The sequence below is a fragment of the Bacillus sp. AFS018417 genome (assembly GCF_002560985.1).
Taxonomy (GTDB): domain Bacteria; phylum Bacillota; class Bacilli; order Bacillales; family Bacillaceae_G; genus Bacillus_A; species Bacillus_A rhizoplanae.
The window spans coordinates 42,538-58,451 of sequence record NZ_NTTM01000040.1 but is presented as its reverse complement, the minus strand read 5'-3'; the positions used below and the strand labels follow the sequence as shown (position 1 = coordinate 58,451).

The 15,914-nt window shown below is 38.2% G+C and carries 23 protein-coding genes; 2 read left to right on the top strand and 21 right to left on the bottom strand.

Annotation, left to right across the window (positions count from 1 at the left end; genetic code table 11):
• Positions 1-164: 164 nt before the first annotated feature.
• Positions 165-383, bottom strand: a complete 219-nt coding sequence (locus tag CN326_RS16230) for a hypothetical protein (protein ID WP_098310024.1) — start codon at positions 381-383, stop codon at positions 165-167.
• Positions 384-652: 269 nt separating this feature from the next.
• Between CN326_RS16230 and pdaB the strand changes: the two genes are divergently transcribed.
• Positions 653-1,417: a polysaccharide deacetylase family sporulation protein PdaB gene (gene pdaB / locus CN326_RS16225; RefSeq protein ID WP_098310023.1), complete on the top strand. Its 765-nt coding sequence runs from the start codon at positions 653-655 to the stop codon at positions 1,415-1,417.
• Positions 1,418-1,487: 70 nt separating this feature from the next.
• Here pdaB and CN326_RS16220 read toward each other — a convergent pair whose 3' ends face one another.
• Positions 1,488-2,090, bottom strand: a complete 603-nt coding sequence (locus CN326_RS16220) for a KinB-signaling pathway activation protein (protein ID WP_098310022.1) — start codon at positions 2,088-2,090, stop codon at positions 1,488-1,490.
• A gap of 138 nt (positions 2,091-2,228) precedes the next feature.
• Between CN326_RS16220 and gerD the strand changes: the two genes are divergently transcribed.
• Positions 2,229-2,837, top strand: coding sequence for a spore germination lipoprotein GerD (gene gerD, locus CN326_RS16215; RefSeq protein WP_098310021.1), 609 nt, complete (start codon positions 2,229-2,231; stop codon positions 2,835-2,837).
• Between the two features lie 15 nt (positions 2,838-2,852).
• Here gerD and CN326_RS16210 read toward each other — a convergent pair whose 3' ends face one another.
• From CN326_RS16210 to rplO, 19 genes are all read right to left on the bottom strand, one after another.
• Positions 2,853-3,914, bottom strand: coding sequence for an Mrp/NBP35 family ATP-binding protein (locus CN326_RS16210; protein ID WP_098310020.1), 1,062 nt, complete (start codon positions 3,912-3,914; stop codon positions 2,853-2,855).
• A gap of 151 nt (positions 3,915-4,065) precedes the next feature.
• Positions 4,066-4,779 carry an N-acetylmuramoyl-L-alanine amidase CwlD gene (gene cwlD / locus CN326_RS16205; RefSeq protein ID WP_098310019.1) on the bottom strand — a complete coding sequence of 238 codons (714 nt, stop codon included), beginning with the start codon at positions 4,777-4,779 and terminating at the stop codon, positions 4,066-4,068.
• Between the two features lie 66 nt (positions 4,780-4,845).
• Positions 4,846-5,274, bottom strand: coding sequence for a DUF2521 family protein (locus CN326_RS16200; RefSeq protein WP_098310018.1), 429 nt, complete (start codon positions 5,272-5,274; stop codon positions 4,846-4,848).
• A gap of 167 nt (positions 5,275-5,441) precedes the next feature.
• Positions 5,442-5,834, bottom strand: coding sequence for a 30S ribosomal protein S9 (gene rpsI, locus CN326_RS16195; RefSeq protein ID WP_020063209.1), 393 nt, complete (start codon positions 5,832-5,834; stop codon positions 5,442-5,444).
• A gap of 21 nt (positions 5,835-5,855) precedes the next feature.
• Complete coding sequence (gene rplM / locus CN326_RS16190; protein WP_098310017.1) at positions 5,856-6,293, bottom strand: 50S ribosomal protein L13; 438 nt, start codon at positions 6,291-6,293, stop codon at positions 5,856-5,858.
• A 155-nt stretch (positions 6,294-6,448) separates the two neighbouring features.
• Positions 6,449-7,192: a tRNA pseudouridine(38-40) synthase TruA gene (truA, locus tag CN326_RS16185; protein WP_098310016.1), complete on the bottom strand. Its 744-nt coding sequence runs from the start codon at positions 7,190-7,192 to the stop codon at positions 6,449-6,451.
• Between the two features lie 14 nt (positions 7,193-7,206).
• Positions 7,207-8,001, bottom strand: a complete 795-nt coding sequence (locus CN326_RS16180) for an energy-coupling factor transporter transmembrane component T family protein (RefSeq protein ID WP_098310015.1) — start codon at positions 7,999-8,001, stop codon at positions 7,207-7,209.
• On the bottom strand, positions 7,989-8,870 hold the full coding sequence (locus tag CN326_RS16175; protein WP_098310014.1) for an energy-coupling factor ABC transporter ATP-binding protein: 882 nt from the start codon (positions 8,868-8,870) through the stop codon (positions 7,989-7,991). The genes CN326_RS16180 and CN326_RS16175 overlap by 13 nt, the downstream gene beginning before the upstream one ends.
• Positions 8,846-9,688, bottom strand: a complete 843-nt coding sequence (locus tag CN326_RS16170; protein WP_098310013.1) for an energy-coupling factor ABC transporter ATP-binding protein — start codon at positions 9,686-9,688, stop codon at positions 8,846-8,848. The genes CN326_RS16175 and CN326_RS16170 overlap by 25 nt, the downstream gene beginning before the upstream one ends.
• 264 nt (positions 9,689-9,952) lie before the next feature.
• Complete coding sequence (rplQ, locus tag CN326_RS16160; RefSeq protein WP_098310011.1) at positions 9,953-10,315, bottom strand: 50S ribosomal protein L17; 363 nt, start codon at positions 10,313-10,315, stop codon at positions 9,953-9,955.
• Positions 10,316-10,350: 35 nt separating this feature from the next.
• The gene (locus tag CN326_RS16155; RefSeq protein ID WP_000569645.1) at positions 10,351-11,295 is read right to left on the bottom strand and encodes a DNA-directed RNA polymerase subunit alpha; all 945 of its coding nucleotides are present in this window, start codon (positions 11,293-11,295) and stop codon (positions 10,351-10,353) included.
• A gap of 181 nt (positions 11,296-11,476) precedes the next feature.
• Positions 11,477-11,866, bottom strand: a complete 390-nt coding sequence (gene rpsK / locus CN326_RS16150) for a 30S ribosomal protein S11 (RefSeq protein WP_003194384.1) — start codon at positions 11,864-11,866, stop codon at positions 11,477-11,479.
• Positions 11,867-11,890: 24 nt separating this feature from the next.
• On the bottom strand, positions 11,891-12,256 hold the full coding sequence (rpsM, locus tag CN326_RS16145; protein ID WP_035433696.1) for a 30S ribosomal protein S13: 366 nt from the start codon (positions 12,254-12,256) through the stop codon (positions 11,891-11,893).
• A 21-nt stretch (positions 12,257-12,277) separates the two neighbouring features.
• Positions 12,278-12,391: a 50S ribosomal protein L36 gene (gene rpmJ, locus CN326_RS16140; protein WP_000868344.1), complete on the bottom strand. Its 114-nt coding sequence runs from the start codon at positions 12,389-12,391 to the stop codon at positions 12,278-12,280.
• Positions 12,392-12,426: 35 nt separating this feature from the next.
• Positions 12,427-12,645, bottom strand: coding sequence for a translation initiation factor IF-1 (gene infA, locus CN326_RS16135; protein ID WP_020062312.1), 219 nt, complete (start codon positions 12,643-12,645; stop codon positions 12,427-12,429).
• A 67-nt stretch (positions 12,646-12,712) separates the two neighbouring features.
• Complete coding sequence (gene map, locus CN326_RS16130; protein ID WP_098310010.1) at positions 12,713-13,459, bottom strand: type I methionyl aminopeptidase; 747 nt, start codon at positions 13,457-13,459, stop codon at positions 12,713-12,715.
• The gene (locus tag CN326_RS16125) at positions 13,459-14,109 is read right to left on the bottom strand and encodes an adenylate kinase (RefSeq protein WP_098310009.1); all 651 of its coding nucleotides are present in this window, start codon (positions 14,107-14,109) and stop codon (positions 13,459-13,461) included. The genes map and CN326_RS16125 overlap by 1 nt, the downstream gene beginning before the upstream one ends.
• 53 nt (positions 14,110-14,162) lie before the next feature.
• A complete protein-coding gene (gene secY / locus CN326_RS16120) occupies positions 14,163-15,461 on the bottom strand; it encodes a preprotein translocase subunit SecY (RefSeq protein ID WP_098310008.1) in 1,299 nt (432 codons plus the stop codon).
• A complete protein-coding gene (gene rplO, locus CN326_RS16115) occupies positions 15,461-15,901 on the bottom strand; it encodes a 50S ribosomal protein L15 (protein ID WP_098310007.1) in 441 nt (146 codons plus the stop codon). The genes secY and rplO overlap by 1 nt, the downstream gene beginning before the upstream one ends.
• Between the last annotated feature and the right edge of the window lie 13 nt (positions 15,902-15,914).

The following is a 15,914-nucleotide window of genomic DNA, read 5'->3' as shown; positions in this document are numbered from 1 at the left end:
CAGTTTTCAAAGAACTTGTTAGCCGCTCATTTGCGACTTCCTTATGTTAACATCTCAACCATCTGATGTCAACAATGTTTTTTATTTCTTTTTCCGCTTGATGAATTCGTTCATCAGCGACGAATATTAATTTATCATATATAAAACTATATCGTCAATACTTTTTAATAAAAAATTCTTTTTCTCATATACCTTGTACAATCTTCAGGTGGAGCAATTCTTGTAAATACAGTAAATAACAATTTATATCGCTCTTCCATCGTCTTTTTTACAATACGATGGATCCTCTTATCCGCAAAGTCAAATAACAATTCATCTAACTCTCTTTTTAATACATATTCTAATTCTTTCTGTTCCTGCTCCGTAATCAATAACCCAATCATTCTGTCACCTCAGCTGTTTCTTATCTACATACCACTTTCCTAATATATGTAAAATTAACTAAAGTTATTTTTTATACTTGGAATCAAGTATCCTCTTCTACTTCATACACTTATCTCATCCATTTCTCTAAATATCAAGGCAGGATAAATTATATAAAGCGTTACCGTTCAGTATATCCTTTTCTTACGATGTTAATCGTTTAGTTCTCTTTTCTTCTTTTTCTGCATATAAGTAACTGAAAAGGATTGGACAAAGGGGCGGAGAAACGATGTTTTTCTTCTTTATAACAAGTAAACATAGGTTTAAACAAATTAGTCTTATTATTGTGCTTTCCCTTTTTACGGCATGGCTGCTCTTTTTAAAAACATATTCTTATCAATCGGTTTTTTCAACAACTACTGGCCCAAAAGCAATTTATAAAGGAGACACGACAAAAAAACAGGTTTCTTTAACGTTCGATATTAGTTGGGGGGATGAGAAAGCATTACCTATACTAGATACATTAAAAGAAAAAAAGATTACAAACGCCACATTCTTTCTTTCAGCAGCATGGGCAGAACGCCATCCTGATATTGTGGAGCGTATTATAAAAGATGGTCACGAAATCGGAAGTATGGGATACAATTACAAAGACTATACTTCTTTAGAAGCAGGCGAAATCCGAAGGGACCTCTTAAAGGCACAGGACGTATTTACAAAACTTCAAGTGAAGCAAGTTCAACTTCTACGTCCCCCTAATGGTAACTTTAATAAAACGGTATTAAAAATTGCTGAATCTCTAGGATATACGGTTGTACATTGGAGTAATAATTCAAATGACTGGAAAAACCCTGGAGTCAATAAAATTGTTACCACCGTTTCAGAAAATCTACGCGAAGGAGATATCATTCTACTTCACGCTTCTGATTCGGCACTACAAACAAATCAAGCATTACCAATGCTGCTTCAAAAATTGAAAACGGATGGATTTAAAAACATCCCTGTCTCTCAACTCATCTCTAATACAAATGCTAAAAGCAAAGACATAGATTGAACTTACACCTTACTAAGGCGTAAGCCTTACTGTCCATTAAACAAAATAAAAGCTGATTCCAATATAGGAATCAGCTTTTTTGTCCTATTAAACGATGTAACATTAGAACTTGATACGCATTGCATAGCAACAACGGCACAACCATTAAGTATAACCAATTTGTATCATTGACCCGCAGCGCCGGAACCCATTCAATAACAGTCACAACAATCATAAAGAATAGGGCCGGGACAAAAGCTTTCTTATTCGTCTCTTTACTTTTTATGTAAGCAACAATTGCTCCAAATACAAAGAGAGTCCCAGCAACTAAAATATTCATCCCAAGTGATTCATTCCCATTTGCAATCAATACAGAGCGCAAATATACAAAATCAAATAATACAAATGCAATTAAGAAAATTTGTATTGCATTCCAAAGAGATGGAGAGCGAAACATCCCTAGTCCAAACCGGTGAATTGTTAAATACGCAAAGAAACCCATCTGACTAATGACACTAAAAATAAAACCTATCCCAAGCAACCAAAAAGAAATCATTAAAATTTCCTTTCCGTCGAAATTTTGAAAAAATTTATTATACTTGTCCCACCCTAAAATAAAACCGATAAAGATTGTACTGCTTCCCCCAAGAAACAATGTCGTCAAAAAGAGTCGTACCCATTTTCGGCTATTCACAGACATATCCCCCATTATCTATATATTTTCACTTAAATTGTAACAATGTCATTTTTAAAAAGCTAGCTATCAATATGTATAAATTCCTTCAAGATATTTATATTAAAAAAGAGAAATATGCGAAAGGAGTCCCGGCTGATGAAACGGATTCTGCTCATTTTGGTCTCTTTTATCCTTTTTATCGGAATAGTTGCATGTGCACAAGAAAAAGAAGCGAAATCCCAATTAGACTATGATCAAACGAAAAAAATGATTATTGATATCTTAAAAACGGATGAAGGCAAAAAAGCAATCCAAGATGTACTAACCGATGAAAAAATGAAACAAGCTCTTATTTTAGATGAATCTGTAGTGAAAAAAACGATTGAAGATACTATGCTATCAGAGAAAGGGCAACAATTTTGGGAAAAATTATTCAAAGATCCTGAGTTTGCTGCTAAGTTTGCAAAAAGCATGGAGAAAGAACAAACAAGTTTAATGAAAACATTATTAAAAGATCCTGAGTATCAAGCAGGTGTTATAGAGATCATGAAAAATCCGGAAGTTGGAAAAATCATGATGCAAACAATGAAAAGTAAAGAGTATCGTCAATATTTACAGCAAGTCTTAACTGAAACTGCCGAAAGTCCACTATTCCAAGCAAAAATGATAGATATTATTAGTAAAGGTGTTGAAAAGGCTCAGAAAAGTGGCGGTGAGCAGAAAAAAGAAGGCGGATCAGAAGAAGGAAAAAAAGAACAAAAATAGCCCTCGTACTGAGGGTTATTTTTGTTCAATTGCCGCTCTCTCAATTACTTGCTTAGCAATTTGTTTATAGATTACTCCAGTGTTATGCTCCTCATCGTATACGGATGGAGCAAATTCTTCTGCATTCCAATCTGGCTGCTGGAGCGGAATTTGCCCAAGTACTACTGTCTGTAGGTCTGCCGCTAACTTTTCTCCTCCACCTTTACCAAAGACATATTCTTTTTCACCAGTCACTTTACTTTCAAAATAAGACATATTTTCCACAACACCAATAATCTCATGCTCTGTGCGAAGTGCCATTGCACCAGCTCTAGCAGCTACAAACGCCGCTGTTGGATGAGGCGTTGTCACAATAATTTCCTTACAAGACGGAAGCATAGAATGTACATCTAATGCTACATCACCTGTACCAGGAGGCAAATCTAACACTAAGTAATCTAAATCACCCCACTCTACTTCTGTGAAGAAATGATTTAACATTTTCCCAAGCATTGGGCCTCTCCAAATAACAGGTGCATTGTCTTCTACGAAAAATCCCATCGAAATAACTTTTACACCAAAACGCTCTACCGGAATGATTTTATCACCACGTACAACAGGCCGTTTTTCAATCCCCATCATATCCGGCACACTAAATCCGTATATATCAGCATCAACGATTCCAACCTTTTTTCCTAATCTAGCAAGAGAAATCGCTAAGTTTACAGAAACAGTCGATTTTCCAACTCCGCCTTTTCCACTTGCTATTGCTAGGAAAGTTGTTTTTGAATGCGGTGATAATAAAGATTCACTCTGCTCTTCTTGCGGAGCAAATTGCAATTGTTCCTCTTCGGTAAATTCCGTAAAGCGTAAACCAACTGTTGCTGCTCCTAATTCTTTCACTAATTTCACAATTGCTCCTTGCAGCTGCATTTGTTCGGCTGTTCCTGTTTTCACAATCGCAATTTTAATACTCACATGTTCTTTTTCCGGTTTCACGGTGACTTCTTTAATAGCATTTGTTTCTTTTAATGTTTTATTTAGAAACGGATCTACAATCCCTTCAAGTGCTCCCACTACTTGTTCTTTCGTTACCATAACCTGTCCCGCCCCCTGTTATAAAAATAAGATAAAGTAAATTAAATTAAGTTCTTACAAGCGTGTAATAACTCATTAGAACAAAATAAATGCGTTTTCATTGTAAGTATAGCATATTTTCGGAAAACTCCGTTACAAAGAAGACCCTCCCTTAATCGGGAGGGTTTCCTTTCTCAGTAAAATATCGCAATATCCCACGATATATAGCAGCAGAAACTTTTTGCTGATATTTCTCTGAGTTTAATAAATATCTTTCGTTTACATTGGATAAAAAGCCAGCTTCAACTAATACACCCGGTGTTTTCGCATGCTTCAATAAATAAACACGAGAAATTGTTTTTGCCGAACGCTTCGTATTCTCGAGACTTGTTCGTAATTCAGCTTGAATAAATTTTGCTGCTCGCTCATTTTCTACTAAAGAACGATAATAAAATGTTTGTGCTCCTTTCGAATCACCACTTGGGAGGGCATTCAAATGCACACTAACAAAAAAGTCAACATCAGACTTATTAATGATATCAACACGTTTTTTTAAGTCCTCTGCTTTGCGGCGACTATATCCCTTGGTGCTTTTGTCTGCTAAATCATAGTCTCCATTGCGTGTCAAAATAACGAGCGCTCCTTGTTCTTGTAAATAATCTCGCACTTTTTTTGTAATTTCCAGTGTAATATCTTTTTCAACAATATCTCCCCCGCCAACTGCCCCTCCATCCGGGCCACCATGACCAGCGTCTAATACAATAATTTTTCCAGACAAAGGCAAGTTCCACGCTCTCCACGATTTTGTAATTTGAAAATCCTGCCTTACTAAGAAAAAGAGTACAACCGCTGCTAACATAAAAGAAATAATCCGAATTCTTTTCATACCTTTCCCCCTCTAGCTAGTCCCTCTACTTACTTATATGGGACAAGAGGAAAGTTTATGATTTTCTTAATGCAGCTTCATGCGATATCTTCTCTCACCCTTTTCATATCCTTGTTGCCACCAAGCATTAATAAAGCGCTGGCACAATTGATATAACTGCTCATCTTCATTTTCTTCTAAAGTATGCAAAAGAACACTTGTCAAAAAATGAAACAGCATTTCTGTTAATTGAACTTCTTCATGAGACGACCTGCTTTTCACATCTAAAAGTGATTCTCCATAATAACCAAACTTACTATACCTAGCTCCTAATAAATAGGACTCAATACCTACCTCTATACAATAATCTTCATAATGACGATGGAATGTATCCATAAAAAAGCAATCACGAATATTTTCTCTGAGTGTTTGTAAGGATAATTCTCGCAGTATTTTACGTTCATACTTCAGCTGCTTTTCTCTTTGTTTTTCTTTCAGGCTTACAATAACATTCATAGTACTTAAAACCTCCCTATGTACGTATTAGTCTAAACTTCTCAGTAGGAAGCATACACAAGAAGGCAACACTAAAATATTCCAAAGAAGAGGATGCTAATAAAAGATGTTTACGAACATAATAAAAAAACCCCAGCCAAAAGGCTGAGGTTTGAAGTTCGCAAAAATTAACGTTTTGAGAACTGAGGTGCACGACGAGCACCTTTAAGACCGTATTTTTTACGCTCTTTCATACGTGCGTCACGAGTTAATAGACCTGCACGTTTTAATGTTAAACGGTATTCTGGATCAGCTTTTAATAAAGCGCGAGAAATACCGTGACGGATAGCACCAGCTTGACCAGTGTATCCACCGCCATGTACGTTTACAAGTACATCGTAGTTACCTAAAGTTTCTGTTGCAACTAGAGGTTGTTTCACTACTTCACGTAATGCAGCAAATGGGATATAGTTTTCAAAATCACGACCGTTAATGATAACGCGTCCTTCGCCTGGAACTAGGCGTACGCGTGCTACTGAACTCTTACGACGTCCAGTACCATTGTATTGTACCTGTGCCAAAGTAAGCCCTCCTTTAATTAATTATCCGCGAAGTTCGTAAACTTCTGGTTTTTGTGCTTGGTGTGGATGCTCAGATCCAGCATACACATTTAACTTTTTAGACATTTGACGTCCTAAACGTCCTTTTGGAAGCATGCCTTTAATAGCAAGCTCTAACATTTGTACAGGGTAGTTTGTACGCATTTCTAGAGCTGTTCTTTGTTTAAGTCCACCTGGGTGATTTGTGTGACGGTAGTAAATTTTATCGTTTAATTTATTACCTGTTAAGTGAACTTTCTCAGCGTTAATAATAATTACATGATCACCAGTATCAATATGTGGTGTAAATGTTGGTTTGTTTTTACCGCGTAAAATGGATGCTACTTCAGTAGCAAGGCGACCTAAAGTTTTATCTTCAGCATCAACCACATACCATTTACGCTCAACTTCGTTAGCTTTTGCCATAAAAGTCGTACGCATTTGTTTCCCTCCTACTCAATATCTTTTCATAGAAAAAATTCTATTGTTTATCTTAAACACGATTTCCTTCCGGGGCTAATCGTGGTCTTAGAAACAATACCATATGTTATGATATCCTTTTGAGTTTCTAATGTCAAGCAAATGTTACACCAGGATTAGTTGTTATAGTTTACCTGCCATAAATAAAGGCCTTGCCCCGGTACCATCTTCCCAGCAAAACGGCGGTCTTGTTTTTTAAAAATATCTGGAATGCTTTCAGGAGCAATCTTTCCTTTACCGACGCTAAGCAGCGTACCAACAATAATTCGAACCATGTTATATAAAAAACCATTTCCAACAAAACGAAAGACTAGCTCATCACCTTGTTCTATTAAATCTATTTCATAAATTGTTCGCACTTTATCCTTTTTATCAGTTTTTGCCGAACAAAATGAAGTAAAATCATGCGTTCCAATAAAATAAGGAATTGCTTTTCGGATGGATTCTACTTCTAATGCATATGGATACTGATATACGTAATTTCTACGGAATACATCAGCTTTTTTAGATAATAATACACGATAGCGATATTCCTTTTTTACAACACCATATCGTGCGTGAAAATCTAAAGTTTTTTGCTCAGCCTGCTCCACAGCAATATCATCTGGCAGCATTGTATTTAAAGCTGCCATCCATTGCTCTCCTGTTAATGATAGTGGTGTATCAAAATGAATGACTTGGCCTTTGGCATGGACAGTGGAATCTGTTCTTCCTGACGCTTGTACACGAACAGCTTCCCCTTTATGCACCTTTTGCAAAGCTTTCTCTATTTCTTGTTGAACAGTACGTTGATTCGGTTGAATTTGATATCCGCAAAAGTTAATTCCATCATACGAAACTGTGCATTTTATTCTTTCCATATTCATACTCTCCATTACGATCGAACTAAAATTAAAATACACGCTAAACCAAATAGGCTTAAGAGTGTTAATGTATCGATCCATTTCCATTCTAGCTGCCGGAATTTCGTACGGTATCCGTTGCTTTGATAACCTCGTGCTTCCATAGCAATCGCTAAGTCTTCTGCACGTTTAAACGCACTAATAAATAGTGGTACAAGTAACGAGATAATCGCTTTCAACCTATCTTTCATTGGACCACCTGCAAAGTCTATACCACGAGAAGCTTGTGCTTTCATAATTTTACTCGTTTCATCCATCAAAGTTGGAATAAAGCGCAGTGAAATAGACATCATAAGTGCAATTTCATGAACAGGAACTTTTATACGTTTTAAAGGATGCAACAGCGTTTCCATACCATCTGTAATTTCAATTGGCGTTGTTGTTAACGTTAATAGAGTGGTCATTAAAATAATGACCAAAAAACGAATGGAAATATAAATTCCCTGCTCCAACCCTTTCTCATATATAGAAAACCATCCAAATTGAACGAGTACAGCACCTTCTTTTGTTGTAAAAATATGCAGAAAGAAAGTGAATAAGAAAATCCATAAAACAGGTTTTAATCCAGAAAGAACATAGCGAATCGGCACTTTTGCAAAGAACAAAGCAATGAGTGCATACAAAAATAGCAAGCCATATGAAATTGCATTATTTGCTAAAAATACAACAAATACATATAAAAAGACCATTAACAGTTTTGTTCGAGGATCGAGTCTATGAATGGCAGATTCTCCCGGAATATATCTTCCAATAATTAACTGCTGCATGATGAATCCCCACCTTTTCTAAACAGTTGTATGACTTCATCTGCTAAATCTTCTAAAGACAAGGTGGCTTTCGGGATAGAAATGCCTAATTTCTCTTCAATTTCTCGCTTATACTTCAGCGGCATCGGAAGAGACACACCAATTTGTTCAAGCTCATCTGCATACGTAAAGACTTCTTCTGATGTTCCTTGCAAAAAGACCGTTCCTTTATGCATGACAACAATGTTGTCTGCATATTTTGCAGCATCCTCCATATTATGTGTCACAAGAATCACCGTAAGATTGTTTTGCTTGTGAAGATGATAAAACATCTCCATAAGCTCATTCTGGCCCTTCGGATCAAGTCCTGCCGTTGGCTCATCTAATACTAATACCTCCGGCTCCATTGCTAATACACCAGCAATAGCAACACGTCTCATTTGTCCTCCGCTTAATTCAAACGGAGATCGTTCTAATAGTTCTTCTGATAGACCAACCAATCGAATGGCATCTTTTGCTTTTTGTTTCGCTGCTTCTTCAGATACACCAAAATTTGAAGGCCCAAAGCAAATATCTTTTTCTACCGTTTCTTCAAATAATTGATGTTCTGGAAATTGAAAAACAACCCCTACTTTTTTTCGAAGAGGTTTTAATTTCTTCGCTTTTTTTTGAGATGAAATTCTATATTCCCCAATTTGAACAGTACCACTCGTTGGTTGCAATAAGCCATTTAAATGTTGAATCATCGTTGACTTACCCGACCCTGTATGACCGATAATGGCATAATAGCCACCACTAGGAAGCGAAATATCTATATCGTAAAGGGCACGTTTTTCAAATGGGGTTTTATATTGATAACGATGCTCTACTTTTTGGAATGTAATCTCCAAAGTTCGCTCACCAAACTTTCCATTGTAAGATGCATTGATTGTAAAGGAATTTTATTGCTTTTCAATAATTCTGCCATTTTCACTGAAAATGGCACATCTAAACCGATTTCTTGCAGCATTTTCGGTGATTGAAAAATGTGCTCAGGTGTTCCTTCTTCTAATAGTTCTCCGCGATTTAAAATAATAATACGATCTGACTGCGCCGCTTCTTCTAAATCGTGAGTAATCGAAAGAACTGTAATTCCTTTCGTACGAACAAGATCTCTTACTGTTTCTACCACTTCTTTACGGCCTTGTGGGTCAAGCATAGATGTTGCCTCATCTAATACTAAAATAGACGGCTGAAGTGCTAATACACCTGCAATTGCAACGCGCTGCTTTTGTCCACCCGATAAGTAGTGAGGTTCTTCATTTTGAAAATCTTCCATTCGAACGAGCTCCAAAGCGTGCTTCATACGTTCTACCATTAGCTCCCTGGGTATTCCGGCATTCTCAAGTCCAAAGACAACATCATCCTGTACAGTTGTTCCGACAAATTGATTATCTGGGTTTTGAAAAACCATTCCAATCTGTTTTCGAATATCCCATACAGTTTCTTCAGATAAAACAAGAGTTTCATTTACAGTAATTGTTCCTGCTGATGGTAAAAACAAGCCATTTAATAACTTTGCAAGCGTGGATTTTCCTGACCCATTTTGCCCAATAACAGATACCCATTCTCCTTCATATAAAGAGAATGAAACGTCATGCAGGGCGTAAGAAGCAGCTTGAGGATATTGAAATGATATGTTCTCAGCACGAAGCTTCTCTTTTTTCACTCGTGGGCACCCTCTTCCATTATTCAGCCGAATAAAGTGAAACTTCTATCAGTGAGGGGTTTTTCATCCCCCACTGATGGTTAGTTGAACTAATCGGGCTTTTACGGGCAGTTATCTCCCGCCTAGCTTCCCCGCTTCTCTCTGAGTCTTGAGGTGGGAGTCTTACTACCCGCAAATAGCGGGATAAGCGTTTTCTTCTATACTTAAAAAAAAAGGGCCATGACCAGTTACTTAAAAAGTACTGTCCTGCCCTTTTGCTTGTCATTATACTAACTCGATAATTACCATTGGTGCAGCGTCACCGCGACGTGGACCAATTTTTGCAATACGAGTGTATCCGCCTTGACGCTCAGCATAGCGTGGAGCTACATCAGCGAATAATTTTTGTAATGCATCTTGACCAGTCTCAGCATTAGCAACTTCATTACGAATGTAAGAAGCTGCTTGACGACGAGCATGAAGATCTCCGCGTTTACCTAAAGTGATCATTTTTTCCACTACAGAACGAAGTTCTTTTGCACGAGTTTCTGTCGTTTGGATGCGCTCGTTGATAATTAAATCAGTAGCTAAGTCACGTAACATAGCTTTACGCTGCGCACTTGTACGGCCTAATTTTCTGTATGCCATTCGTAGTTCCCTCCTTTGTTGATGAGTTTAAATCCTCAGTCGTCTTTACGTAAGCCTAAACCTAGTTCTTCTAGCTTATGCTTAACTTCTTCTAAGGATTTACGTCCTAAGTTACGAACTTTCATCATATCTTCTTCTGTTTTGTTCGCAAGCTCTTGTACAGTGTTAATACCTGCACGTTTTAAGCAATTATAAGAACGAACAGAAAGATCAAGTTCTTCAATTGTCATTTCTAGAACTTTTTCTTTTTGATCTTCTTCCTTCTCGACCATAATCTCAGCATTTTGCGCTTCGTCAGTTAAACCAACAAAGATGTTTAAATGCTCTGTTAAGATTTTGGCACCTAAAGAGATAGCTTCTTTTGGCCCGATGCTTCCATCCGTCCATACATCAAGCGTAAGCTTATCATAATTTGCCACTTGTCCAACACGTGTCTTTTCCACTTGGTAAGTCACACGTGATACTGGAGTATAAATAGAATCAATAGGAATTACACCTATTGGTTGATCCTCGCTCTTATTTGCATCAGCTGGCGTATACCCACGGCCACGCTTTGCAGTTAAACGCACGCGGAAATGCGCATCCTTTGCTAACGTTGCAATGTATAAATCTGGATTTAAGATTTCAACATCACTATCGTGAGTAATATCAGCAGCTGTGACAATACCTTCGCCCTGTACATCGATTTCGAGTGTCTTCTCTTCTTCAGAGTAGATTTTGAGAGCTAACTTTTTCAAGTTTAAGATGATCGTTGTAACATCTTCTACTACACCCTCAACTGTCGAAAATTCGTGTAATACGCCATCGATTTGGATGGCAGTAACAGCGGCACCAGGGAGTGAGGATAAAAGGATACGACGTAAGGAGTTACCCAAAGTAGTACCATATCCACGCTCAAGCGGTTCAATAACGAATTTACCATACTTAGCATCTTCGTTAAGCTCAACCGTTTCGATTTTCGGTTTTTCAATTTCAATCATTAACTAAACCCTCCTTCAAAACGTCGAAACCTCGGCTAAACAAAGGAAAAAACCTCTGTCTAACCGAAAGTCCCCCTTAGGCAGTTCCCGATTGTGCACAACAAGCGATGTTTCTGTACGAAATTTCTCGATAATGCATCATATCCATTATAGACAATAGGGAAAAATCTATACAGAAAAATTATACACGACGACGTTTTGGCGGACGACATCCATTATGAGGTACTGGAGTAACATCTCTAATTGCTGTTACTTCTAGACCTGCAGCTTGAAGCGCACGAATTGCAGCCTCACGACCAGCACCAGGGCCTTTTACAGTAACCTCTAAAGTTTTTAAACCATGCTCCATTGCAACTTTAGCAGCAGTTTCAGCAGCCATTTGTGCAGCGAATGGAGTAGATTTACGAGACCCACGGAAACCAAGTGCACCAGCACTAGACCAAGAAAGCGCGTTACCATGAGTATCTGTAAGAGTTACGATTGTGTTGTTGAAAGTAGAACGAATATGAGCGATACCAGCTTCAATATTCTTTTTCACACGTTTTTTACGAGTGTTTGTTTTACGTGCCATTGTTAGTTCAACCTCCTTTACTTATTATTTCTTTTTATTTGCTACTGTACGACGTGGACCTTTACGTGTACGAGCATTGTTTTTAGAGTTTTGACCACGAACTGGTAAACCACGACGGTGACGAAGACCACGGTAAGAACCGATCTCCATTAGACGTTTAATGTTAAGAGAAACTTCACGACGAAGGTCTCCTTCAACTTTGATACGATCGACGATATCACGGATACGTCCTAATTCGTCTTCAGTTAAATCGCGAACTCGTGTTTCTTCAGAAACACCAGCTTCAGCAAGAATTTTTTCAGCAGTTGTGCGACCAATGCCGAATACGTAAGTTAAAGAAATAACAACGCGTTTGTCACGAGGAATATCTACACCTGCGATACGTGCCATTCCGAATGCACCTCCTTCTGATTAACCTTGTTTTTGTTTATGTTTAGGGTTTTCACAAATAACCATTACTTTTCCACGTCTACGAATAACTTTACATTTTTCGCAGATCGGCTTAACTGACGGTCTTACTTTCATGTCTCGAACCTCCTTAAAGATTACGGAGTGCTATATTATTTAAAGCGGTACGTGATACGACCACGATTTAAATCGTACGGTGATAATTCTACCGTAACTTTATCTCCTGGTAAAATACGAATGAAGTTCATACGGATTTTACCAGAAACGTGAGCCAACACAACATGCCCATTCTCTAATTCTACTTTGAACATAGCATTTGGCAACGTTTCAATAACGGTACCTTCGACTTCAATTACATCATCTTTAGCCATTCAATGTTCTCCCTTCTTCAAATCAGTAACATTCTACACTGTTCTGAAATTCCGGAGAGCCAGCTACCTATAAAGTGGTAAGGATTTCGTATCCTGCTTCTGTAAGAGCAATCGTGTGCTCAAAATGCGCACACCATTTACCATCTACCGTTACCACTGTCCAGTCATCAGATAGTGTTTTTACATATCGTCTTCCTTGGTTCACCATCGGCTCAACACAAATGACCATTCCCGGTTTTAATCTAGGCCCTTGGTTTGGTGGACCATAGTGCGGGATTTGTGGGTCTTCATGTAAGTCTTGCCCGATTCCGTGACCGACATACTCCCTAACGATCGAGAATCCATTATCTTCGACATACGTTTGAATCGCATGTGAAACATTAGATAATCGTTCGCCCGGTTTTGCTTGTTCTAAACCAAGATACAACGATTTTTCTGTGACATCAAGTAGCTTTTGAACAGATTCGGAAATGTTTCCTACTGGATACGTCCATGCAGAATCTCCATGGTATCCATTATATTTCGCACCAATATCGATACTAATAATATCGCCTTCTTGGAGCTTGCGCTTTCCTGGAATCCCGTGTACAAGCTCTTCGTTTACCGAAGCACAAATGCTTCCCGGAAATCCGTTGTATCCTTTAAAAGATGGCGAACCGCCATATTTTAGAATCGTTTTTTCCGCTATTTGATCGAGCTCTTTCGTTGTAATTCCTGGGGCAATATGCTTTTTTAACTCTTGATGAGTTAAAGCAACAATCTTGCCAGCTTCTCGCATAATCTCGATTTCGCGAGGAGTTTTGCAAATAATCATTACGCTAAGCCTCCGATGAGAAGATCGACATCAGCAAATACTTTATCGATATCTTGCTCACCATTAATGCTTTTTAAGTAACCAAGCTCTTCGTAGAAATCAAGCAACGGCTTTGTTTGCTTAATATTCACTTCTAAACGATTTGCTACAGTTTCTTCATTGTCATCAGAACGCTGATATAACTCGCCACCACATTTATCACATACGCCTTCTTTTGCTGGCGGATTGAATTCTAAGTGGTAAGTCGCACCGCACTCTTTACAAATGCGACGACCTGTTAAACGTTTTAACAACAATCCTGAATCCACATTAATGTTTAAAACATAATTAATCTTTTTGCCAAGATCTTTCATGATTTCTTCAAGAGCTGAAGCTTGTGCAACTGTTCGCGGAAAACCATCTAATAAGAAGCCTTTTACGCAGTCTTCTTGACTTAAACGCTCACGCACGATTCCGATTGTAACTTCATCTGGTACAAGTGCTCCTTTATCAATAAAGGACTTCGCTTGTAAACCAAGTTCAGTTTCATCTTTCATAGCAGCACGAAACATATCTCCTGTTGAAATGTGAGGGATGTCATACTTGGCAACAATCTTTTCGGCTTGTGTACCTTTACCAGCACCTGGAAGCCCCATTAAAATTAAGTTCATCTGTATTCCCCCTCATGAATGAGCATGTAGGGAAGATGCCTCTTCCCACTTACTCACTGTTTGATAAACCCTTTGTAATGGCGTCTCACTAATTGACTTTCGAGCTGTTTCATTGTCTCTAAAGCAACACCGACAACAATTAGTAAACTTGTTCCACCAATCTGCGCAGATTGTGGCAGGTTTGCAAATTGAATAAATAAAACAGGTAGAATTGCAATTGCCGCTAAGAAAATTGCACCTACAAAGGTCAAACGATACAAGATTTTTGTTAAATATTGTTCTGTATTCTTACCCGGACGAATACCAGGAACATATCCACCTTGTTTATTTAAGTTTTCAGCCATCTGTTCAGGATTCACTTGAACAAATGCATAGAAATATGCAAAGGCAATAATTAGTGCAACATATATTGTCATACCCACTGGATGAGTATAGTTAAAGTTCTTAATAATCCACTGCGATATTTCATATTTCGGGAAAAACTGTGCAATAGTCGGAGGCGTAATCAAGAATGAAACAGCAAAAATTACCGGAATAACACCAGCACTATTTACCTTAAGTGGTAAATGAGTGTTTTGTGCTCCAGTATAACCACCATTTCCAGTTACGCGCTTCGCATATTGAATCGGGATCTTTCTAACAGCTTGTTGAATGTAAATAACACCAACAATAACCGCTAACACAGCTAACAAAATTAAACCAACTTTTACGATACTAATGAACAAGTCATCTCCGGCATTTTGGAACTGCTGTGCATACACTTGACTTATAGTATTTGGGATAGCTGCGGTAATACCTGCAAAGATAATAATAGAAATACCATTTCCTACTCCCTTTGCCGTAATCTGCTCACCTAACCACATTAGAAATGCAGTTCCGGCAGTCAGTACCGTAGCAATATATAAGTATGTTGACCAGCTAGGATCCGTAATTAACTGTCCACCTGCCATACCGTTAAAACCGATTGACATACCGAGTGCTTGAATAAAAGCAAGAACAATTGTAAAGTAGCGGGTAAACTGATTTAACTTACGACGACCCATTTCCCCTTGTTTTGACCATTCCGTAAATTTAGGAACAACATCCATCTGCAATAATTGCACGATGATGGATGCTGTAATGTACGGCATGATTCCCATCGCAAAGATGGAGAATTTTTTCAAGGCTCCGCCGCCAAATGTATTCAGAATACCCAATACATTCAACTGGTCTTGCGCTCTCAGTACATCTGCATTTGTATGAGGCACTGGGATGAACGTGCCAATCCGAAACACGATTAACATCGCTAAAGTGAACAATATTTTATTTCTTATCTCAGCAACGCGCATAAAGTTGGAGATTGTGCGAAACATTAGATCACCTCAACTGTTCCGCCAGCCGCTTCAATCGCTTCTTTTGCAGTTGAAGAGAACTTGTGAGCTTTAACAGTAAGCTTTTTCTCTACCGCACCGTTTGCAAGAATTTTAACACCGTCATTTAATTTGCTGATAACGCCAGTCTCAAGCAATAATTCAGGTGTTACTTCTGTACCGTCTTCAAAACGATTTAACGTTGTTAAGTTAACGATAGCAAACTCTTTACGGTTAATGTTTGTAAAGCCGCGTTTTGGTAAACGACGGAATAATGGAGTTTGACCGCCTTCAAAACCAAGACGAACACCGCCACCAGAACGTGCGTTTTGTCCTTTATGACCTTTTCCAGCAGTTTTACCGTTACCAGAACCGATACCACGACCTACACGGTTACGAACTTTACGAGAACCTTCTGCAGGTTGTAATTCATGAAGTTTCATTCCCAGGCACCTC